At 59.7% G+C, this 21,034-nt stretch carries 21 protein-coding genes; 19 read left to right on the forward strand and 2 right to left on the reverse strand.

Annotated features, from left to right (window positions below; all coding sequences use genetic code 11):
• Nucleotides 1–13 precede the first annotated feature (13 nt).
• Nucleotides 14–3,253, reverse strand: coding sequence for a ribonuclease E (gene rne / locus Q8O96_RS01050; protein WP_102863917.1), 3,240 nt, complete (start codon nt 3,251–3,253; stop codon nt 14–16).
• Between the two features lie 715 nt (nt 3,254–3,968).
• On the opposite strand from rne, the gene rluC reads away from it, so the two are divergent.
• Genes rluC through sppA form a run of 3 tightly spaced genes read left to right on the forward strand, consistent with a single transcriptional unit; the run spans nt 3,969 to nt 6,588 of the window.
• Entirely contained in the window at nt 3,969–4,925 is a 957-nt protein-coding gene (gene rluC, locus Q8O96_RS01055; RefSeq protein WP_102863916.1) for a 23S rRNA pseudouridine(955/2504/2580) synthase RluC, read from the forward strand.
• Nucleotides 4,915–5,577 carry an HAD-IA family hydrolase gene (locus Q8O96_RS01060; RefSeq protein ID WP_102863915.1) on the forward strand — a complete coding sequence of 221 codons (663 nt, stop codon included), beginning with the start codon at nt 4,915–4,917 and terminating at the stop codon, nt 5,575–5,577. Before rluC ends, Q8O96_RS01060 begins: the two co-directional genes overlap by 11 nt.
• Nucleotides 5,578–5,598: 21 nt before the next feature.
• Nucleotides 5,599–6,588: a signal peptide peptidase SppA gene (gene sppA, locus Q8O96_RS01065; RefSeq protein WP_115581900.1), complete on the forward strand. Its 990-nt coding sequence runs from the start codon at nt 5,599–5,601 to the stop codon at nt 6,586–6,588.
• 49 nt (nt 6,589–6,637) lie between these two features.
• Here the strand turns inward: sppA and Q8O96_RS01070 are convergent, their stop codons facing one another.
• Complete coding sequence (locus Q8O96_RS01070; RefSeq protein ID WP_115581901.1) at nt 6,638–7,216, reverse strand: nucleoside triphosphate pyrophosphatase; 579 nt, start codon at nt 7,214–7,216, stop codon at nt 6,638–6,640.
• Nucleotides 7,217–7,321: 105 nt separating this feature from the next.
• Here Q8O96_RS01070 and Q8O96_RS01075 point away from each other — a divergent pair, with 105 nt between their 5' ends.
• The 16 genes from Q8O96_RS01075 (at nt 7,322) to Q8O96_RS01150 (ending at nt 21,003) form a co-directional block, all read left to right on the forward strand.
• Nucleotides 7,322–7,849 (forward strand): YceD family protein, encoded by a 528-nt coding sequence (locus Q8O96_RS01075; protein ID WP_011060115.1) that lies wholly within the window; start codon nt 7,322–7,324, stop codon nt 7,847–7,849.
• A 13-nt stretch (nt 7,850–7,862) separates the two neighbouring features.
• Nucleotides 7,863–8,045 (forward strand): 50S ribosomal protein L32, encoded by a 183-nt coding sequence (gene rpmF, locus Q8O96_RS01080; protein WP_003179396.1) that lies wholly within the window; start codon nt 7,863–7,865, stop codon nt 8,043–8,045.
• 3 nt (nt 8,046–8,048) lie between these two features.
• Nucleotides 8,049–9,059 carry a phosphate acyltransferase PlsX gene (gene plsX, locus Q8O96_RS01085; RefSeq protein WP_102863912.1) on the forward strand — a complete coding sequence of 337 codons (1,011 nt, stop codon included), beginning with the start codon at nt 8,049–8,051 and terminating at the stop codon, nt 9,057–9,059.
• Between the two features lie 126 nt (nt 9,060–9,185).
• Entirely contained in the window at nt 9,186–10,124 is a 939-nt protein-coding gene (gene fabD / locus Q8O96_RS01090; RefSeq protein ID WP_102863911.1) for an ACP S-malonyltransferase, read from the forward strand.
• Between the two features lie 16 nt (nt 10,125–10,140).
• Nucleotides 10,141–10,881, forward strand: coding sequence for a 3-oxoacyl-ACP reductase FabG (fabG, locus tag Q8O96_RS01095; protein WP_011060118.1), 741 nt, complete (start codon nt 10,141–10,143; stop codon nt 10,879–10,881).
• Between the two features lie 196 nt (nt 10,882–11,077).
• Nucleotides 11,078–11,314, forward strand: a complete 237-nt coding sequence (gene acpP / locus Q8O96_RS01100) for an acyl carrier protein (RefSeq protein WP_003175607.1) — start codon at nt 11,078–11,080, stop codon at nt 11,312–11,314.
• 110 nt (nt 11,315–11,424) lie between these two features.
• Entirely contained in the window at nt 11,425–12,669 is a 1,245-nt protein-coding gene (fabF, locus tag Q8O96_RS01105) for a beta-ketoacyl-ACP synthase II (RefSeq protein ID WP_250329329.1), read from the forward strand.
• The gene (pabC, locus tag Q8O96_RS01110; RefSeq protein WP_305948226.1) at nt 12,669–13,484 is read left to right on the forward strand and encodes an aminodeoxychorismate lyase; all 816 of its coding nucleotides are present in this window, start codon (nt 12,669–12,671) and stop codon (nt 13,482–13,484) included. Before fabF ends, pabC begins: the two co-directional genes overlap by 1 nt.
• Nucleotides 13,485–13,487: 3 nt before the next feature.
• Nucleotides 13,488–14,663: an endolytic transglycosylase MltG gene (mltG, locus tag Q8O96_RS01115; protein WP_305948227.1), complete on the forward strand. Its 1,176-nt coding sequence runs from the start codon at nt 13,488–13,490 to the stop codon at nt 14,661–14,663.
• 19 nt (nt 14,664–14,682) lie between these two features.
• Nucleotides 14,683–15,315, forward strand: a complete 633-nt coding sequence (gene tmk / locus Q8O96_RS01120; RefSeq protein ID WP_102863907.1) for a dTMP kinase — start codon at nt 14,683–14,685, stop codon at nt 15,313–15,315.
• A complete protein-coding gene (locus tag Q8O96_RS01125; RefSeq protein ID WP_305948228.1) occupies nt 15,308–16,294 on the forward strand; it encodes a DNA polymerase III subunit delta' in 987 nt (328 codons plus the stop codon). The genes tmk and Q8O96_RS01125 overlap by 8 nt, the downstream gene beginning before the upstream one ends.
• An 84-nt stretch (nt 16,295–16,378) precedes the next feature.
• Nucleotides 16,379–17,170, forward strand: a complete 792-nt coding sequence (locus Q8O96_RS01130) for a TatD family hydrolase (RefSeq protein WP_102863905.1) — start codon at nt 16,379–16,381, stop codon at nt 17,168–17,170.
• An 802-nt stretch (nt 17,171–17,972) separates the two neighbouring features.
• Nucleotides 17,973–18,611: a TetR/AcrR family transcriptional regulator gene (locus Q8O96_RS01135; RefSeq protein WP_011060125.1), complete on the forward strand. Its 639-nt coding sequence runs from the start codon at nt 17,973–17,975 to the stop codon at nt 18,609–18,611.
• Between the two features lie 138 nt (nt 18,612–18,749).
• Nucleotides 18,750–19,718 (forward strand): GTP 3',8-cyclase MoaA, encoded by a 969-nt coding sequence (locus Q8O96_RS01140; protein WP_305948229.1) that lies wholly within the window; start codon nt 18,750–18,752, stop codon nt 19,716–19,718.
• A 100-nt stretch (nt 19,719–19,818) separates the two neighbouring features.
• Nucleotides 19,819–20,421 (forward strand): DUF4823 domain-containing protein, encoded by a 603-nt coding sequence (locus Q8O96_RS01145; protein ID WP_102863903.1) that lies wholly within the window; start codon nt 19,819–19,821, stop codon nt 20,419–20,421.
• Between the two features lie 18 nt (nt 20,422–20,439).
• On the forward strand, nt 20,440–21,003 hold the full coding sequence (locus Q8O96_RS01150) for a DUF1285 domain-containing protein (protein WP_102863902.1): 564 nt from the start codon (nt 20,440–20,442) through the stop codon (nt 21,001–21,003).
• Nucleotides 21,004–21,034 lie beyond the last annotated feature (31 nt).

Here is a 21,034-nt window from a genome sequence, read left to right on the forward strand (position 1 = left end):
ATTGCCGATGGAGTCAGACGAGAGGTTTAGGCTCGTGCTGTTTCTCCTCGGTGTGGGCTACGTGCTCAACGGCGTGCTCGACGTTGTGCGGAGCCTCTTCCACTGCTGGGGCAGCTTGCTCGACCGCAGGTTCGGCGACAGGCGCAGGTGCTGCTTCGGCTGCTTCGACAGGCGCTGGAGCGGCCTCGACGACCACTGGCGCTTCTACCGGAGCGGGTTCGGCAGCGACCACGGCTTCAACCGGGGCAGCTGCGGCAGCCAGTTCGGCTTCCTTCTGCAGACGCTCGGCTTCACGCTTGCGACGACGCACTTCGCGCGGATCGTTTGGTGCGCGACCGTTGCTGGTCAGGGCGCTGGCAGGAGCGGCCTCGATCACTGGAGCGGGTGCTTCGGCAACCACAGGGGCGGCAACCGGAGCAGGCTCTTCGGCCTGGGCTGGTTGCTGGGCGACCACTGGCTGTTCGACAGCTACAGGCTCAGTTGCAGGCACTGGAGTTTCCTGAGCCGGCTCGATGGCCTTTTCTTCAGTCACTGGCGCTGGGGCTACAGGTTCTGCCACAGGCTGCTGGGCAACCACTGGCTGTGCTTCCACAACCACGGCGGGTTCGGCAGCGACTTCAACCTGGGCGGGTTCTGCAACAACCGGAGCTGCTTCGGCTACTGGAGCAACTTCAACCGCTGGAGCTGCTGGAGCTTCCACTGCAGTGGTGGCTTCAACAACAGGCGCTTGCGGAGCCTTTTCTTCAACCGCGGCCGTAGCACGTTCGGCTTGCTGATGCGCTTCGGCTTCAGCGTTGGCGCTGATGGCGGTGCTGGCAACGGCAGCGGTAACCGCGAGGCCGGCAGCCAGGTCGGCGCTGCTCGGCTCTTCGCCGTTCTCTTCCGAGCCTTCGATCACATTGCCGTTGGCATCGCGCTGACGTTCACGACGATTGCTGCGACGACGCTGGCCGCGGGAGCGACGACGTGGACGTTCGCCTTCGGCGTTGTCCTGGCCTTCTTCCTGCAGTTGCTCTTCGTTCGGCAGCACTTCTTCTTCGCTGGCGGCAGCGGCTTGAGCCTGCTCGGCGCGTGGTTGGCGCTCTTCACGTGGTTGACGCGGCTGGCGCTCTTCACGTGGCTGGCGAGCTGGACGCTCTTCAGTCACAGCAGCGGCGGTAGCGGCGGCTGCAGCCGGAGCGGCATCCAGAGGTTCACGCAGTTCGCGAACACGTTCTTCACGCTCGCCACGTGGCTTGCGGTCCTCGCGAGGGGCGCGTGGTTGACGTTCTTCACGAGGTGCGCGTGGAGCGCGTTCTTCGCGGGCTACGCCTTGTACTTCTTCACGGGCTTCACGAACTTCCCGTGGCTGACGCTCTTCCCGTGGTGCGCGTTCTTCACGCGGAGCACGTTCTTCGCGCGGCTTGCGTTCTTCATCGCGGCGACCGTTACGGTTGCGGCTCTGTTGGCGGCCGTTGCGACGTTGTTCTTCGTTGCTGCGCGCAGGACGTTCGGTCACTGGCTTCTCGACCACAACTGGAGCCGCTGGCTCTTCCTTGGTGGCGAACAGGCTGACCAGGGACTTCACCAGGCCTTTGAACAGGCTCGGCTCGGCAACAACCGGAGCTGGAGCGGCAACCGGTGCAGGGGCTTCGGTTGGCACTGGTGCGTTGGCGCGGGCCGGAGCGGTCTTCACTGCGGCTTCCTGGCGAACCAGGGTACGGGTGGCGGCGGTTGGCTGAACTTCTTCGGCTTCGGCAGCGGCAGCGGCGATTTCGTAGCTGGACTGGTTGGTGTTGGCTTCCGGGCTGTCATCGCGCAGGCGCTGAACTTCGAAGTGCGGCGTTTCGAGGTGATCGTTCGGCAGGATGACGATGCGGGCACGGGTGCGCAGTTCGATCTTGGTGATCGAGTTGCGTTTTTCGTTGAGCAGGAAGGCGGCGACCGGAATCGGCACTTGGGCGCGAACTTCGGCGGTGCGGTCTTTCAGGGCTTCTTCTTCGATCAGGCGCAGGATCGCCAGGGACAGCGACTCGACGTCACGGATGATGCCGGTGCCGTTGCAGCGTGGGCAGACGATGCCGCTGCTTTCACCCAGGGATGGGCGCAGGCGCTGACGGGACATTTCCAGCAGGCCAAAGCGCGAGATGCGGCCGATCTGCACGCGGGCGCGGTCGGCTTCCAGGCATTCGCGGACTTTTTCTTCCACGGCGCGCTGGTTCTTGGCTGGGGTCATGTCGATGAAGTCGATGACGATCAGGCCGCCGATATCACGCAGGCGCAGTTGGCGAGCGATTTCTTCCGCTGCTTCCAGGTTGGTCTGCAGGGCGGTTTCTTCGATGTCGCTGCCTTTGGTGGCGCGGGCCGAGTTGATGTCGATGGACACCAGGGCTTCGGTCGGGTCGATGACGATGGAACCGCCGGAAGGCAGTTCAACCACGCGCTGGAAGGCGGTCTCGATCTGGCTTTCGATCTGGAAACGGTTGAACAGCGGCACGCTGTCTTCGTACAGCTTGATCTTGCTGGCGTACTGCGGCATCACCTGGCGGATGAAGGTCAGGGCTTCGTCCTGGGCTTCAACGCTGTCGATCAGCACTTCGCCGATGTCCTGGCGCAGGTAGTCGCGGATCGCGCGGATGATCACGTTGCTTTCCTGGTAGATCAGGAATGGCGCGGAGCGATCCAGCGATGCTTCTTTGATGGCGGTCCAGAGTTGCAGCAGGTAGTCGAGGTCCCACTGCATCTCTTCGCTGCTGCGGCCCAGGCCGGCAGTGCGCACGATCAGGCCCATGTCGGCAGGAGCTACCAGGCCGTTCAGCGCTTCACGCAGTTCGTTGCGCTCTTCGCCTTCGATGCGGCGGGAGATGCCGCCGGCACGTGGGTTGTTCGGCATCAGTACCAGGTAACGGCCCGCCAGGCTGATGAAGGTGGTCAGGGCGGCGCCCTTGTTGCCACGCTCTTCTTTTTCGACCTGGACGATGACTTCCTGGCCTTCGCTCAGGACGTCCTTGATGTTGACGCGGCCTTCGGGGGCTTTCTTGAAGTATTCGCGGGAGATTTCTTTGAGGGGCAGGAAGCCGTGGCGCTCAGAGCCGAAATCGACAAAGGCAGCCTCAAGGCTTGGTTCGATACGAGTGATGCGGCCTTTATAGATGTTGGCCTTTTTCTGCTCGCGTGCACCGGACTCGATGTCCAGATCGTAGAGGCGCTGGCCGTCTACCAGGGCAACACGCAACTCTTCGGGTTGAGTTGCGTTAATCAGCATTCTTTTCATGTAGTACCGTCGGTTTCCGGGCTGCCGGAAACGGCGTTCGGCACACACGACTTCTCACGGTCGGTGTCAGGTGCGTCAGGAGTGGTTGACCACTCGAGTGTCTAGCGAGGTTCGTCCGAATAACTAAGAACGAAGTCGCGACTCACGCGTCCTGCTTGCTGTGGTGACTAAGGCACCGCTTAAGCAAAAGTCTGTCAGGAGGAGGAATCAACCGGCGACTGTGGACGAGATGAAGCGTCTTGAATAAAGCCTAATGCTACACAGTCCGACGGTTGTGCATCTCCACCCTACACGTATCCCTGATAATTCGGGTGCTGCCGCGCGCAGAATCCGCAGCGGGTTGGCATTTACCGTGAACTCCGAAAGGGGAGGTCACGCATCATGGCTAAAGGCGTTGTTTCCGTAACCTTCGCTCGGGGTTGTCTGTCGCCGACTGCACTTTGTGAACTGGCCGTTAATCGCTGCGTAAAAGGCGAGTGATAACTCTGCTTTCTACGGGTTTCAGGCCTCATGTCACCTGCGCTTGTTACAACGTCAGACTCTTCCGGTATGTAGCGAGAGCTGCGTAGGACGGCCTTGCGTCCTTATGAATTGCGTTGGTCAGGGCCGGCTAGTTGCCGCTGTTCCGCTGTCCAGCCGCTTTTGGCGGCGTTCGCGACTATAGCAGCAATCATTAAGTGCTTCAAATCCATAAAAAATTGTTATCATTCGCGCCATGACGACTACTGCCCCCTCGACCCCAGGCGTTCAAATGCTTGAGGTCTCGCCGGAATATGCCGGCCAACGAATTGATAACTTCCTTCTCGCTCGGCTCAAAGGCGTGCCCAAGACCTTGATTTATCGCATTTTGCGCAAAGGCGAAGTGCGGGTGAACAAGGGGCGGATCAAGCCCGAATACAAGCTGCAGGCGGGTGATGTGGTGCGCGTGCCGCCGGTGCGCGTGCCTGAGCGCGATGAACCGGTGCCGCTGGCGCAGGGTTTGCTGCAGCGTCTTGAGGCGTCGATCGTCTTCGAAGACAAGGCCCTGATTGTGATCAACAAGCCTGCAGGCATTGCTGTGCATGGCGGAAGCGGCCTGAATTTCGGGGTAATCGAAGCCTTTCGTCAGTTGCGCCCGGATGCCAAGGAGCTGGAGCTGGTGCATCGCCTTGATCGCGATACTTCTGGCCTGTTGATGATCGCGAAGAAGCGCAGCATGTTGCGCCACCTGCATGCCGCTTTGCGCGGTGATGGTGTGGATAAGCGCTATATGGCGCTGGTTCGTGGTCACTGGGCTACTGCGCTGAAGCAGGTGCGGGCGCCGTTGCTCAAGAGCAATCTGCGCTCAGGCGAGCGCATGGTGGAGGTGAACGAGGAGGGCAAGGAGGCCTTGACGGTGTTCAAGGTGCTGCGCCGCTTCGGTGAGTTCGCCACTATGGTCGAGGCCAAGCCGGTCACCGGGCGTACGCATCAGATTCGTGTGCACACCCTGCACGCCGGGCACTGCATCGCTGGCGACAGCAAATACGGCGACGATGATTTCACTCGTGAGATTCGCGAGTTGGGCGGCAAGCGCCTCTTTCTCCATGCCTATATGTTGACGGTGCCGCTGCCGGATGGTGGTGAGCTGAAGTTGCAGGCCCCAGTGGACGACATGTGGGCCAAAACCGTGGAGCGCTTGAGTGCACCCTGATTACCAACTGCTGATCTTCGATTGGGACGGCACTCTGGCTGACTCCATTGGTCGGATTGTTGAGTCGATGCACGTATCTGCCGATCGATCCGGTTTTCCTCGGCGTGATGATTTTGCCGTCAAGGGCATCATTGGGCTTGGGTTGCCAGAGGCGATTCGTACCTTGTATCCGGAAATCGACGACGGCCAGTTGGTCGCCTTTCGTCAGCATTACGCGGAACACTACATCGCGCTTGAGGCTGAGCCTTCACCGTTGTTTGCTGGAGTGGTGTCGTCTCTTGAGGCTTTTCGGGCTGAGGGTTATCGGTTGGCGGTCGCTACGGGCAAGGCGCGCCGGGGCTTGGATCGGGTGCTGAAGTCTCATGGCTGGGAAGAGTATTTCGATATCACCCGGGCTGCCGATGAGACTGCCAGCAAGCCCCATCCCTTGATGCTGGAGGAGATTCTTGCTCATTGCGGTGTTGGGCCTCGGCAGGCATTGATGGTCGGGGATTCGTCCTTTGATCTGTTGATGGCGCGTAATGCTGGCATGGATTCGGTGGCGGTTAGCTACGGTGCTCAGTCCATTGAGGCCTTGCAGGTGTTTGAGCCGCGCCTGTCCATCGATCGTTTTCCTGAGTTGCACGCCTGGCTCAGTCAAGGTGTCGATTAAGTTTTCGTTGGGGTAGCAAGCATGTCTGATGAATGGAAGGCGCCAAGCAAGGCCGGCGCTGAAGGTGGTGACGATAAAAGCTGGCGGTTGTTGGAAAAGACCCTCCTGGCCAGTGTTCAGGAGCAGCGTCGTTCGCGGCGTTGGGGGATTTTCTTCAAGCTGCTGACCTTTGTGTACCTGTTTGTCGCGCTGGCGTTGTTTACTCCGTTGATGACCATGGAGAAGAGCGCCGCTCGTGGTGGTAGCTACACCGCAGTGATCGATGTCACGGGGGTGATTGCCGACAAGGAGTCTGCAAGCGCGGACAATATCGTCGGTAGCTTGCGCACGGCCTTTGATGATCCCAAGGTCAAGGGCATTGTTTTGCGTATCAACAGTCCTGGCGGCAGTCCGGTGCAGTCTGGCTATGTTTATGACGAGATTCGCCGTTTACGGGCTCTGCACAAGGACACCAAGGTGTATGCGGTGATTTCTGATCTCGGTGCTTCTGGCGCTTATTACATTGCCAGTGCTGCTGATCAGATCTATGCCGACAAGGCGAGTCTGGTGGGCTCCATTGGGGTTACGGCTGCCGGTTACGGTTTTGTCGGTGCGATGGAGAAGCTGGGGGTCGAGCGCCGTACCTACACCTCTGGCGAGCACAAGTCGTTCCTTGATCCGTTTCAGCCGCAAAAGCCTGAAGAGACCCAGTTCTGGCAAGGTGTGCTGGATACAACTCATCGTCAGTTCATCGCCAGCGTCAAGCAGGGGCGTGGCGAGCGTCTCAAGGACAAGGAGCATCCTGAGCTGTTTTCCGGGCTGGTCTGGTCTGGTGAGCAGGCACTGCAGTTGGGCTTGATTGACGGCCTGGGCAGCACCAGTTCGGTGGCGCGGGATGTGATCGGCGAGAAGGAAGTGGTGGATTTTACTGTTCAGGAGTCGCCTTTCGATCGTTTCTCGAAGAAGCTGGGCGCCAGCGTGGCTGAGCAGATCGCCATGTGGATGGGCTTTCAGGGGCCAACCTTGCGTTGACTTCGGGGGGGTAAAAAGCCGGCCGCAGTGCCGGCTTTTTAGTGTCTGCTCAGGGCACTTCCACGCCTTCGGCCAGTAGCATGTCCACCAGGCGGATCAGTGGCAGTCCTATGAGGCTGGTGGCATCGCTGCCGACGGTGCTCTGGAACAGGCTGACACCCAGGCCTTCGGCCTTGAAGCTGCCAGCGCAGTCGAAGGGCTGCTCTGCGTGCAGGTAGCGTTCGATGCGGGCGCTGTCGAGGTGGCGCATGTTGACCGTAAAGGGGATGCAATCCACCTGGCATTGGCCGCTCTTGCTGTTGAGCAGGGCTAGGCCGGTGAGGAAGGTCACGCTCGCGCCGCTGGCGTCCAGCAACTGCTGGCGGGCCTTGTCGAAGGTGTGAGGCTTGCCGATGATGCGCCCCCCTAGTACCGCTACCTGATCCGAGCCGATGATCAGGTGTGCCGGGTGGGTGGTTGCCAGGGCGCGGGCTTTTTCCTCGGCCAGGCGCTTCACCAGCTCTATGGCGTGCTCGCCTGGGCGGTGGCTTTCGTCAATGTCAGGAGAGCTGCAAGTGAAGGGGAGTTGCAGGCGAGAGAGCAATTCTCGGCGGTACACCGAGCTCGAAGCTAGTAATAAAGGCAGCATGCGCATCTCCTGGGGTGGGGCGGGAATTCTAGCGGGGCTCGCAAGTGACGGACAGGGCTGAATTTCCTTTGACATGGCCGGGGGCATCCCTATAATGCTGCGCCTATGTTGAATGACCCGATTCCACCTCACGTTGACCCGCGCAAATTGGCTGACCGTGGCACCACCCTTCAAGGTGAACTGCTGCTGGCCGATTTGGAGAGACTCTGCGACCCGCTTTCCGACAATGTCGGTACGGTGCAGGCTAAATTCGTTTTCGAGCGTGACGAGCGTAAAGCTGTAGTTATCCACAGCTCCATCGACGTCGAAGTCAAAATGGTTTGCCAGCGTTGTCTTGAGCTGGTCACCCTGCCGATCCACAGCGAGTGCAGTTACGCCGTGGTGAAGGAGGGTGCGAATACCCAGTCGTTGCCGAAAGGTTATGACGTGCTGGAACTGGGCGAAGATCCTTTGGATCTGCAGGCGTTGGTCGAGGAAGAGCTTTTGCTTGCCTTGCCCATCGTGCCTGCTCATCATCCGGAAGAATGCCAGCAGCCGGCGGGGCTCGATGAGCCCGAACCGAGCGAGGACGAGGTAACGCGGTCCAACCCGTTCAGTGTATTGGCGCAGTTAAAGCGTGACCCAAACGTTTAGGAGTTAATCAATTATGGCTGTTCAGCAGAACAAAAAATCCCGCTCTGCCCGTGACATGCGTCGCTCCCACGATGCTCTCGAGGCTAGCACCCTGTCCGTAGAAAAGACCACCGGTGAAGTTCACCTGCGTCACCACGTATCGCCAGAAGGCGTATACCGTGGTCGTAAAGTGATCGACAAGGGCGCTGACGAGTAATCCTTGTCCGCTCAAGTCATCGCGATTGACGCAATGGGCGGGGACTTCGGTCCCCGCAGCATTGTTCAGGCCAGTATTGCTTGCCTGTCTGCTACCCCCTCGCTGCACCTGACCCTGGTCGGTCAACCCTCCCTACTTGAAGAGCTGCTCTCCGGTCATTCGGCCGTGGATCGCGCACGCCTGACGATTACTCCGGCAAGCGAAGTGATTGCCATGGACGAGAAGCCTGCCCAGGCATTGCGTGGCAAGCCTGATTCGTCGATGCGGGTGGCGCTCGAGTTGTTGCGGGATGAAAAGGTCCAGGCTTGTGTCAGTGCAGGTAATACCGGGGCGCTGATGGCTCTGTCGCGTTACGTGCTCAAGACCCTGCCCGGCATCGATCGTCCGGCGATGGTGGCTGCCATTCCCACTCAGCGCGGCTATTGCCAGTTGCTGGACCTGGGGGCCAACGTCGATTGCAGTGCCGAGCACCTGTTGCAGTTCGCAATCATGGGGTCGGTTGCGGCACAAAGCCTGGGCATCGTGCGGCCAAGAGTGGCGTTGCTGAATATCGGTACCGAAGACATCAAGGGTAATCAGCAGGTCAAGCTGGCGGCGAGTCTGCTTCAGCAGGCGCGAGGGCTGAACTACATAGGCTTCGTTGAAGGTGACGGGTTGTATCGCGGCGAGGCGGATGTGGTGGTGTGCGACGGTTTTGTCGGCAACATCCTGCTCAAGTCCAGCGAGGGGCTGGCCACCATGATTGCTGCTCGTATCGAGGCATTGTTCAGACGCAATCTGCTATCCCGCGCCGTAGGTGTACTGGCCTTGCCGCTGATGCGGCGATTACAGGCGGACCTGGCGCCGGCTCGGCACAATGGTGCGAGCTTTCTCGGGTTGCAGGGAATAGTGGTGAAAAGCCACGGTTCTGCGGGCGTTCAGGGGTTTCAGAGTGCGATTCAGCGTGCATTGATCGAAATCCAGGAAGACCTGCCGCGACGCCTGCATGGGCGCCTTGAAGATCTGTTGCTTTAGGCGTTTATCCTGTGGAGTGCTTAAATGTGACCGCTCAGTTCAATTGGCCATCCAACTGTCAGTTTCTTGCGTCCACCGCGGTGTGACGTCAATTCTCCGACGACAAGATCATTAGGGGCTTGTTACATGTCTGCATCCCTCGCATTCGTCTTTCCAGGACAGGGCTCGCAGTCCCTCGGCATGTTGGCCGAGTTGGGCGCGCAGTACCCACTGATCCTCGACACCTTCAAGGAAGCCTCCGATGCTCTGGGTTACGACCTCTGGGCTCTGACCCAGCAAGGTCCCGAAGAGCTGCTCAATCAAACCGACAAGACTCAACCGGCCATCCTCACCGCCTCCATCGCCCTATGGCGTGTCTGGTTGGCTGAGGGTGGTGCGCGTCCGGCCTTCGTCGCGGGTCACAGTCTGGGTGAATACAGCGCTCTGGTGGCCGCTGGCAGTCTGACTCTGGCCGAAGCGGTCAAGCTGGTCGAGCGTCGTGGTCAGCTGATGCAGGAAGCCGTGCCGGCAGGTCAAGGCGGCATGGCGGCCATTCTTGGTCTGGACGACGCCGATGTCGTGGCGGCCTGTGCAGAAGCTGCGCAAGGTGAAGTGGTTAGTGCGGTGAACTACAACTCCCCGGGCCAGGTGGTGATCGCTGGTGCCAAGGCGGCGGTGGACCGTGCTATCGAGGGTTGCAAGGCGCGCGGAGCCAAGCGCGCCATGCCATTGCCGGTCAGCGTGCCGTCCCATTGCGAGCTGATGCGCCCTGCGGCTGAGCGTTTCGCTGAATCGATTGCTGCGATCAACTGGCAGGCACCGCAGATTCCGCTGGTACAGAATGTCAGCGCCGCCGTGGCGGCCGACCTAGATACTCTCAAGCGCGACTTGCTGGAACAGCTGTACAAGCCTGTGCGCTGGGTCGAGTCGGTGCAGACCCTGGCGAACCAGGGCGCCACCCAGCTGGTGGAATGCGGTCCGGGCAAGGTCCTGGCCGGTCTCAACAAGCGCTGCGCCGAAGGCGTGTCGACCTCTAACCTGAATACCCCAGATGCTTTCGCTGCCGCTCGTGCAGCGTTGGCCTGAACTAGGAGAAGCTTGCATGAGTCTGCAAGGTAAAGTTGCACTGGTGACCGGCGCCAGCCGTGGGATCGGCCAGGCCATCGCGCTTGAGCTGGGGCGTATGGGCGCCACCGTGGTGGGTACTGCCACTTCCGCATCGGGAGCCGAGCGCATCGCCGCTACCCTCAAGGAAAACGGCATTCAAGGCACCGGCCTTGAGCTCAATGTCACCAGCGACGAGTCCGTGGCTGCGGTTCTGGCCAGCATCACCGAGCAGTTCGGTGCGCCGGCGATCCTGGTGAACAACGCCGGTATCACTCGCGACAACCTGATGATGCGCATGAAAGATGACGAGTGGTACGACGTGGTCGATACCAACTTGAATAGTCTGTATCGCCTGTCCAAGGGTGTTTTGCGTGGCATGACCAAGGCTCGTTGGGGTCGAATTATCAGTATTGGCTCTGTTGTGGGTGCCATGGGCAACGCAGGCCAAGTAAACTACGCCGCCGCCAAAGCCGGTCTGGAAGGTTTCAGCCGTGCCCTGGCGCGTGAAGTGGGTTCGCGGTCGATCACTGTGAACTCGGTTGCTCCCGGTTTTATCGATACCGATATGACCCGCGAGTTGCCGGAAGCACAACGTGAAGCCCTGCTGACGCAAATTCCGCTGGGTCGTCTGGGTCAGGCTCAAGAGATCGCGCAAGTGGTCGCTTTTCTGGCATCCGACGGTGCGGCATACGTTACTGGGGCTACAATCCCGGTCAACGGCGGGATGTATATGTGAGTCAAATGTGACGGATTGCTTCAAAAAAATGTCATACGAGCTGTCTAAAATCCGTTATAAAGCTGCAATCAATTTATAGGCAGATGGCCAAAGGGTTTGAGGGATGAAGCTTTCAGTTGAAAAGCTGAAAAGCCTTTCTATACACTTACCCACTGGCCAGCTGCCTGAATTTGTCCATTAGGAGTGAAAACAAGGTATGAGCACCATCGAAGAGCGCGTCAAGAAAATCGTTGCTGAGCAACTGGGCGTTAAAGAAGAAGAAGTTGTGAACACCGCTTCCTTCGTTGAAGACCTGGGTGCCGACTCCCTTGACACCGTTGAGCTGGTGATGGCTCTGGAAGAGGAATTCGAGACCGAAATCCCTGACGAAGAAGCTGAAAAGATCACTACCGTTCAAGCAGCTATCGACTACGTTACCAGCCACCAGGCTTAATCGTTTGTAGTCGTCTTTTGCTGTCATGGAAAAACCGCACTGCCGTTACGGCGTGCGGTTTTTTCTTTAGGCCTGATACAAAGTGTCGTCATTAGAAAAAGGAGAGTGCTGTGTCGCGTAGACGCGTCGTAGTCACCGGTATGGGTATGTTGTCGCCACTGGGTACGGATGTACCGAGTAGCTGGCAGGGCATTCTGGCTGGCCAAAGTGGCATTGGTCTGATCGAACACACCGACCTTTCTGCCTATTCCACCCGTTTTGGCGGCTCGGTAAAGGGCTTCAATGTCGAGGAGTACCTGTCGGCCAAAGAGGCCCGCAAACTCGACCTGTTCATTCAATACGGTCTGGCGGCCGGGTTTCAGGCGGTGCGTAACGCCGGCCTGGAAGTCACCGATGCCAACCGCGAGCGCATCGGTGTGGCCATGGGGTCGGGTATTGGCGGTTTGACCAATATCGAAGAAACCAGCCGCATCCTGCACGATTCCGGCCCACGGCGGATTTCTCCGTTCTTCGTGCCCGGTTCGATCATCAATATGATTTCCGGCTTCCTGTCCATCCATCTGGGTGCCCAGGGGCCGAACTATGCCATTTCTACTGCCTGTACCACTGGTACCCACTGCATCGGCATGGCCGCGCGCAACATTGCCTACGGCGAAGCCGACGTGATGATTGCCGGTGGCGCCGAAATGGCCGCCTGTGGCCTGGGTATGGGGGGCTTCGGTGCGTCCCGTGCGCTGTCGACTCGCAATGACGAGCCGACCCGTGCCAGCCGTCCGTGGGACAAGGGGCGTGATGGCTTCGTGCTGGCCGACGGTGCGGGTGCCCTGGTTCTTGAGGAGCTGGAGCACGCCAAGGCTCGTGGCGCCACCATCTACGCTGAGCTGATCGGCTTCGGCATGAGCGGTGATGCCTATCACATGACGTCGCCACCCGCCGATGGCGCCGGTGCCGCTCGCTGCATCGCCAACGCCTTGCGTGACGCCAAGCTCAATGTCGATCAAGTGCAGTACATCAACGCCCATGGTACTTCGACTCCGGCCGGTGACCTGGCGGAAGCCGAAGCGATCAAGAGCGTGTTCGGCGAGCATGCCTACAAGCTCGCGGTCAGTTCCACCAAGTCCATGACCGGTCACCTGCTGGGTGCTGCCGGGGCGATCGAGGCGATCTTCAGCGTACTGGCAATCAACAGTCAGGCCGCGCCGCCCACCATCAACCTGGATGAACCGGATGAGGGGTGCGACCTCGATTTCGTGCCGCACACTGCGCGCAGCATGGACATCGATGTGGTGCTGTCCAACTCCTTCGGCTTTGGTGGCACCAACGGCTCCCTGGTGTTCCGCCGGTTCTCCGAGTAATGCATAGCTGGGTCGACGGTCGGCCAGCTGACGCGCTGTCGCTCAGGGACCGCGGCCTGGCCTATGGCGATGGTCTGTTCGAGACCATCGCTGTCCGATCCGGGCAACCGCAACTGCTGGAGCGGCACTTGCAGCGTCTGGCCGAAGGCTGCCGACGTCTGGCGCTGAGCGCGGATCAGGCGCTGATTCGCGACGAAGTGCTGGCCTATGCGGCGGCCCTGGGGGAGGGCGTGCTCAAGCTGATCCTGACCCGGGGCGATAGCCTGCGAGGATATGCCGCCGATCCTGCAGGTGCTGCGCGGCGGATTCTCCAGGGCGGGGCCTTGCCGGCTTATCCGGCGGCTCATGCCGATCAGGGGGTTGTGCTGTTCCCTTGCGTCACGCGTTTATCCGAGCAGCCGCTGTTGGCCGGCCTCAAGCATCTCAATCGCCTTGAACAGGTTCTGGCTCGCGCTGAATGGAGCGATCCCGAGCACGCCGAAGGCTTGATGCTCGACGCTGCCGGACGGGTGATCGAAGGTGTATTCAGCAATCTGTTTCTGGTCAGTCAGGGGCGTCTGCTGACGGCTGATCTGAGTCGCTGCGGTGTGGCTGGAGTGATGCGCGCTGAAATTTTGTTTCAGGCCGAGTCACAAGGCATCCCCTTTGAAGTGACGGATATCAGCCTTGATCAACTGCAACAGGCGGACGAGGTCTTCGTCTGCAACAGTGTCTACGGCATTTGGCCAGTGCTTGGCTGCGCCGGGATGAGCTGGTCGGCGGGTGCGCTCACCCGTAAACTGCAGGGCATTACCCGCGCACTACTGGATGCTTGATTCGTGAGACGTAAATTTCTGCTCCTGCTGGAAACCGGACTGGTCCTGGCAGGTCTGCTGCTGGGCGTGAGTGCCTGGAAACTGCACTCGGCCCTGGAACAACCGCTGAACCTGAGTCAGGAGCAACTGCTCGATGTTCCCGCCGGTTCCACGCCCACCGGAACCTTCAATCGTCTGCAGGCTGATGGCGTGATCCAGGACGCGTTCTGGCTGCGCCTTTACTGGCGCTTCAACTTGCCGGGGCAGCCTTTGCACAGCGGCGAGTACCGCATGACACCGGGCATGACTGCCGAAGGCCTGATCGGTCTCTGGCAGCGAGGCGAGGTGGTGCAGTACAGCCTGACCCTGGTGGAGGGCTGGACCTTCCGTCAGGTGCGCAGTGCCCTGGCCAAGAGCGACAAATTGCAACAGACCCTGACCGGTCTCAGCGACAGCCAGGTGATGGAGAAGCTCGGACACGGCGGCGTGTTCCCCGAGGGGCGTTTCTTCCCCGATACCTATCGTTTTGTGCGCGGCATGACCGATGCCGAGCTTCTGGAAAAAGCCTATGACCGCCTGGACGATGTACTGGCCAAGGAGTGGAGCAGGCGGGCTGATGATGCGCCTTACAGTGATCCCTATCAGGCGCTGATCATGGCGTCGCTGGTGGAAAAGGAAACCGGCGTGCCCCATGAGCGTGGACAGATCGCGGGGGTCTTTGTACGGCGCATGCAGATCGGCATGCTGCTGCAGACCGATCCTACCGTGATCTATGGTCTAGGTGAGCGCTACAACGGCAAGCTGACCCGGGCACATCTCAAGGAAGCCACGCCCTATAACACCTATGTGATTGCCGGGTTGCCACCCACGCCGATTGCCATGGTCGGGCGCGAGGCGATTCATGCCGCTCTCAATCCGGTGCCGGGCAAGAGCCTGTATTTTGTTGCCCGAGGTGACGGCAGCCATGTGTTCTCCGATGATCTGGATGCCCATAACAGCGCCGTGCGCGAGTTCCAGCTCAAGCGTCGCGCCGACTATCGTTCCAGCCCGGCGCCAGTAACTGCTCCGGCCGCTCCCGAAGCCGAGAGTTCGGCGCCGGCAGTTGCGCCTCAGGCGGCGCCGGACAGCTCGCCACCAGCGTCACCCGCGCCGGCTGCGGCTCCGGTGGAGCCCGAACCCGCGCCGAAACGCCCGCAATGACTTTGATTAAGGACTGCCTGTGACTGGCTTGTTTATTACCCTGGAAGGCCCGGAAGGTGCCGGCAAAAGCACCAACCGCGAGTACCTCGCCGAGCGTTTGCGCGCTGCAGGCATCGAAGTGTTGTTGACCCGCGAGCCTGGTGGCACGCCCCTGGCTGAACGGATTCGCGAAGTGTTGCTGACTCCGGGGGAGGAGGTCATGAGCGCCGATACCGAGCTGCTGTTGGTGTTCGCGGCCCGCGCCCAGCACTTGGCCTCGGTAATTCGCCCGGCACTGGCCCGGGGCGCGGTAGTGTTGTGCGACCGCTTCACCGACTCGACCTACGCCTATCAGGGGGCCGGTCGTGGCCTGAGCCTTGCGCGCATCGCTGCCCTTGAGGATTTCGTCCAGGGCCAGCTGCGCCCGGACCTGACCCTGGTGTTTGACCTGCCAGTGGACGTTGGCCTGGCCCGGGCCAGTGCCCGTGGCCGGCTGGATCGCTTCGAGCAGGAAGGCCAGGCGTTTTTCCAGAAGGTGCGTGAGGCTTACCTGAAGCGTGCTGAAGCTGCTCCGCAGCGTTATTTCCTGGTGGATGCGGCGCAGCCACTGGCGCAGGTCCAGCAGTCCCTGGATGCCTTGCTGCCACAATTGCTGGAGCGCGCCCGTGGCTGAGGTCTTTCCCTGGCAGGACGGCCTCTGGCAACAGTTGGCGGGGCGCGCGCAGCATGCTCACGCCTACCTGCTGCACGGCCCGGCGGGAATTGGCAAGCGGGCCCTGGCTGAGCGCCTGATGGCGCGCTTGTTGTGCCAGCGCCCCGACGGGCTGGATGCCTGCGGTCAGTGCAAGTCTTGTCTGTTGTTGCAGGCGGGTAGTCATCCAGACAATTACGTGCTGGAACCCGAAGAGGCGGACAAGGCGATCAAGGTCGACCAGGTTCGCGAGCTGGTGAGTTTCGTGGTCCAGACTGCGCAGCTGGGCGGACGCAAGGTGGTGCTGATCGAGCCTGTGGAGTCGATGAACATCAACGCCTCCAACGCCCTGTTGAAAAGCCTTGAGGAGCCTTCAGGCGACACCGTGCTGTTGCTGGTGAGCCATCAGCCCAGCCGGCTGTTGCCCACCATCAAGAGCCGTTGTGTGCAGCAGGCGTGCCCATTGCCCAGCGCGGCAATGAGTCAGCAGTGGCTGTCCCAGGCCTTGCCTGAATGCACCGAGGAGGAGCGGTTGGAGCTGCTGACCCTCGCGGCGGGATCGCCGCTGGCTGCCGTCGGCTTGCAGGCCCAAGGGGTGCGTGAGCAGCGGGCGTTGGTGGTAGAGGGGGTGAAGAAGTTGCTCAAGCAGCAACAGTCGCCAGCCCAGTTGGCCGAGGCCTGGAATGCCATCCCCTTGTTGCTGCTGTTCGATTGGTTCTGTGACTGGTCGAACCTGATCCTGCGCTACCAACTGACCCAGGACGAAGACGGGCTGGGGTTGCAGGACATGCGCAAGGTGCTGCAGTACCTGGCGCAAAAGTCCGGCCAGGACAAGGTGCTGGCGATCCAGGACTGGATCCTGGTCCAGCGGCAAAAGGTTCTGAGCAAGGCCAACCTCAATCGCGTGTTGCTGCTGGAAGCGCTGTTGGTGCAATGGTCGGCGTTGCCTACCCAGCGCTGACAGGCTGCGCCTAGAATCAAGCCTGTATCCGGCCGGACTGTGCAGTCCGGCCCTTTCATTTATCGGATGTAGTTGCAGTCTCTTATGCTCGTAGATTCCCATTGCCACCTTGATCGTCTCGACCTTGCCGCCCACGACGGCTCACTGGATGCCGCGCTCGATGCCGCCCGTCAGCGCGGTGTCGGGCATTTTCTGTGCATTGGCGTCAGTGCCGACAACGCGGCGGACGTCAAAGCGCTGGCCGAGCGTTATGACGACGTCGATTGTTCGGTGGGGGTGCATCCGCTGGATGTGCAGCCGGGGGCGGCTCCGGCGCTGGACTGGTTGCTGGATGAATTGAACCATCCGCGAGTGGTGGCTATCGGCGAAACCGGCCTGGACTATCACTACGAGCCGGAAGCGGCCGAGTTGCAGCAGGAGTCCTTCCGTTTGCACCTGCAGGCCGCGCAGCAGACTGGCAAGCCGGTGGTCGTGCATACCCGCGGTGCCCGGGCCGATACGCTGGAGCTGTTGCGTGAAGCTGCATTGCCCAATGCCGGCGTGTTGCATTGCTTCACCGAGGACTGGGACATGGCCAAGGCGGCTCTGGACCTGGGGTTCTATATTTCTCTGTCGGGCATTGTCACCTTCCGCAATGCCGACGCTTTGCGCGATGTGGCGCGGCAGGTGCCTGCCGATCGCTTGCTGGTGGAAACCGATTCACCTTATCTGGCGCCTATCCCCTATCGCGGCAAGCCCAACCTGCCGCAGTACGTACGTGAAGTGGCGGAGTTCCTGGCAATGTTGCGGGGCGAAGCCTATGACGCCTTTGCCGAACAGACCACAGCCAACTTCAAACGTCTGTTTCCCCTGGCGCGAGTCAAGGGCGAGGCCTGAGTCGCCGGTGTGTGGAAGAGCAAATTTCAGGCAAAAAAAACCCGGGTTCTGGGGGGTGAATCCGGGTTAAGACCATTAGGAGTAAAACTAAGGCACGCGGTCCTTCGGTACCTTGATCGGCGTTTCACTTGGGGGAGATGTCCCGCCGACAATTCAAGTATTGATCACTATTGCATTCAGTCCAGTTGCTCCTGTTCGTTTTTTAAACAAATTTGGAATACGAGCGCTTCGGTTGAGTTCTCATTTGCGGTGTTTTGGGGCTTATTTCGTTGAAAATCCAAAAAAATCAGTCTGTTTGCGCAAAATTTGCACGAATTTGACGGTTTTCACCCTTCGGTAAACACACAAGCTGTTGCAGTTTTGTTTCCCGAGAAGCCTGATCCCCATCAATGGTATCGATACATTCAGACCTTTCACCTGTCCTGGATGGAGCTTTCAAGGCTTATCGGTAACATTTCCTGATGATGATAAAGGCAACACTTCTGCGAAGCAGTGAAGCAATTACGACTCATTGCGGTATTTTCGTCGAGTGTGGGGCTGAGGTCGGTATCGAGACCCGATTACAGAAAAATCGAGACTTTACGGTCTGATACGAGGCTTTACAGCTGTCGATGTTTTCTATTTGAACCGCTTGCCGGCCCCGTATTCACTGGATTTTCCGGACGCTTGCGACTCATCTGTGTCTTTTCGTCTCGAGGGCTTTTACGTCAGAAACAGTGGCAACGACGGATGATCCGTGCATTTTGGCGCAAGTTAGGCATAATACGCGGCTTCGATTTTGACCCCGAACAGACCTTTTCTTATGCAAAAAGAACCTCGTAAGGTCCGTGAGTTTCGTCGCCGTGAGCAAGAAATTCTCGATACCGCGCTCAAGCTGTTCCTCGAACAAGGTGAAGACAGTGTCACCGTCGAGATGATTGCGGATGCCGTGGGTATCGGCAAAGGGACCATCTACAAGCATTTCAAGTCCAAGGCGGAGATCTACCTGCGCCTGATGCTCGACTATGAGCGGGATCTGAACGAGTTGCTGCACTCTGCCGATGTCGACAAGGACAAGGAGGCTCTGTCTCGGGCCTACTTCGAGTTCCGCATGCGCGATCCGCAGCGCTACCGGTTGTTCGACCGCCTGGAAGAGAAGGTGGTCAAGGGCAATCAGGTGCCGGAGATGGTCGAGGAACTGCACAAGATCCGTGCTTCCAACTTCGAGCGCCTGACCCTGCTGATCAAGGGGCGAATCAGCGAAGGCAAGCTGGAAGACGTGCCGCCTTACTTCCACTACTGCGCTTCCTGGGCGCTGGTGCACGGTGCCGTGGCGCTCTATCACTCGCCATTCTGGAGCAATGTGCTCGAGGATCAGGAAGGTTTCTTCCAGTTCCTGATGGACATCGGCGTGCGCATGGGCAACAAGCGCAAGCGTGACCCCGACACTTCCAACAGCTGAGGCATTCGCCCGTTGTATTGCGCCATCGGGTAACTGTATGGCGCGGTGTCCGAGGAATATACTCAGGCATGGGACTTGCTAAAACCTGATTTTTGAGTCAGGTTTTGCCGGTTCTCCCTTCTTACGCCGGAGTCATCCATGATCGTTGATCGTCAAGGCAGGCGCTTTCGCAACTTGCGGATCAGCCTGACGTCTGCCTGCAACTACGCCTGTACCTACTGCGTGCCCAACGGCAAGCGGCTGGTGGCTGCCCAGGATGAGTTGTCGGCCCAGGCGATGGCCCGGGGCGTGGCGTATCTGATCGAAGCAGCCGGCATCGAGCGTTTGCGCATCACCGGCGGTGAGCCCCTGGTCAGCCCCAAGCTGGAAGCTTTCATGACGGCGGTGGGGCGGATGGATCTGGAAGACATCAGTCTGACCACCAACGGTCAGTTGCTGGCGCGCAAGCTGCCATTGTTGCTGGAAGCAGGGATCCGTCGAATCAACGTTTCTCTCGACACTCTGGATGCCAAGGCCTTTCGCAGCATCGCCCGCGGCGGGGATCTGGCCACTGTGCTCGATGGCATGCAGCAAGCCCGTGCGGCGGGGTTGAAGATCAAGGTCAACATGGTGCCGTTGCGCGGACAGAACCTGGACCAGGTCATGCCGTTGCTCGATTACTGTCTGCAGCAGGGCTATGAATTGCGTTTCATCGAGTTGATGCGCATGGGCCACCTGGCCAGTGACGGCAATGCTTTCCTGCAGCAGTTTGTCAGCCTGCAGCAGTTGCTGGACCTGATCGGCCAGCGCTACGACTACCTGCAGGCCGACGCGCCACTGGATGCCACGGCCGTGCGCTACGAGATTCCCGGGCTTGGCCATTTCGGAGTGATAGCCAACGAGAGTGTGCCGTTCTGCCGGACTTGCTCGCGCCTGCGACTGTCTTCCACTGGCTGGTTGCACGGCTGCCTGTCTTCGAGCAATCGTCACTATGTTGGCGATCTGCTGGACAAGCCGCGCCATCAAGCTTTGCCGGCCCTGCAGCGCCTGTTGGTCAAGGCCTTGGGAGACAAGCAGGATGTGGCCTTCTCCGGCGGAGCCACGGTGATGAAGATCATCGGTGGCTGATGCTGATTTTCCGTGAGTTTCCTTCAATCGCGTAGCTGGCGCGGAAGCTGCATCCCGTGGCCATTCGCCGGTTTTCCGTCACCGGATTTTGGAGGGTAGGATGCGTAGCCTGGTTTTGCTGCTGGCCTTTTTGGCACTTGGCGGCTGCATGAATGTCAGTGATATGGGCGAAGGGGTGCGTTATCACCTGAGTGACGCCGGGGTGCTCGACCACAGTGATACCCGCCGTACCAGCTCATTCCGCATTCAGCCGGATTCGTTCATTTTCATCGCCCAGGGGCCTTTCGCTCCTCCAGGCAGCGCGTACCCGCGGCCCAACGTGGTGGCGGAGGAAGCCTTCAACGGCTTTATCGAATATTTCCCCATGGTGCGTCGCGCCCGAGCAGCCGAAGGCCTCAACGAAGCCATGGCCGAAGCCCGGGAGCTAGGAGCGCACTATCTGCTTTACGCCCGTTTTGCCAAGGCGGATGACCGCATCGGCAACTCCGATGAGTGGCTGGATCAGGAAGCCGTGGACCGCCTGGGGGTCGATACCAGTACCATCCAGATCATGCTGATCGAAACCAGTACCCAGTATCTGATCGATTCGGCACGTATTCGCAGTCGTGGCGGTTTACTGACGTTCCACGACAACAAGCCCCAGGATCTGCTCGGCCCACCCTTGCAGCAATACGCGCGCGGTTTGCTGGGCTTGAGTGACTGATTGATTGAGGAGAGCGGTATGAGTGGTCCAGGCAAGGCCAACGACCTGTTGGCGCAGATTCCCAAGGCTGAGAAGGGCCTGCCGCCGGTCCACTTGTGGAACCCCGATTTCTGCGGCGATATCGACATGCGGATCGCTCGTGACGGTACCTGGTATTACCTGGGCACACCCATCGGCCGCAAGCCCATGGTCAAGCTGTTCTCCACGATCATCCGCCGTGATGGCGACCAGTACTTTCTCATCACTCCGGTTGAGAAAGTGGGGATCAAGGTTGATGACGCACCTTTCGTTGCCGTGACCCTGGAGGTCGAAGGGCAGGGCGAAAACCAGGTGTTGCGCTTCACTACCCAGGTCGATGAACAGGTGGTTGCCGGCGCTGAACATCCCCTGCGCGTGGTGATCGATCCTCAGACCCAGGAGCCTGCGCCCTATATCCTGGTTCGACACAATCTTGAGGCGCTGATCCATCGCAACGTCTTCTACCAACTGGTGGAACTGGCTCAGACGCGCACCCTTGAAGGCCAGAACTGGCTGGGAGTGTGGAGTGGCGGAACGTTTTTCCCCATAGGTCTTGAGCCTTAGACGGACGTTTCAAGCCGGTGTAAAAAGATAT

The sequence above is a fragment of the Pseudomonas sp. LPH60 genome, from assembly GCF_030718165.1.
Classification (GTDB): Bacteria; Pseudomonadota; Gammaproteobacteria; order Pseudomonadales; family Pseudomonadaceae; genus Aquipseudomonas; species Aquipseudomonas danubii.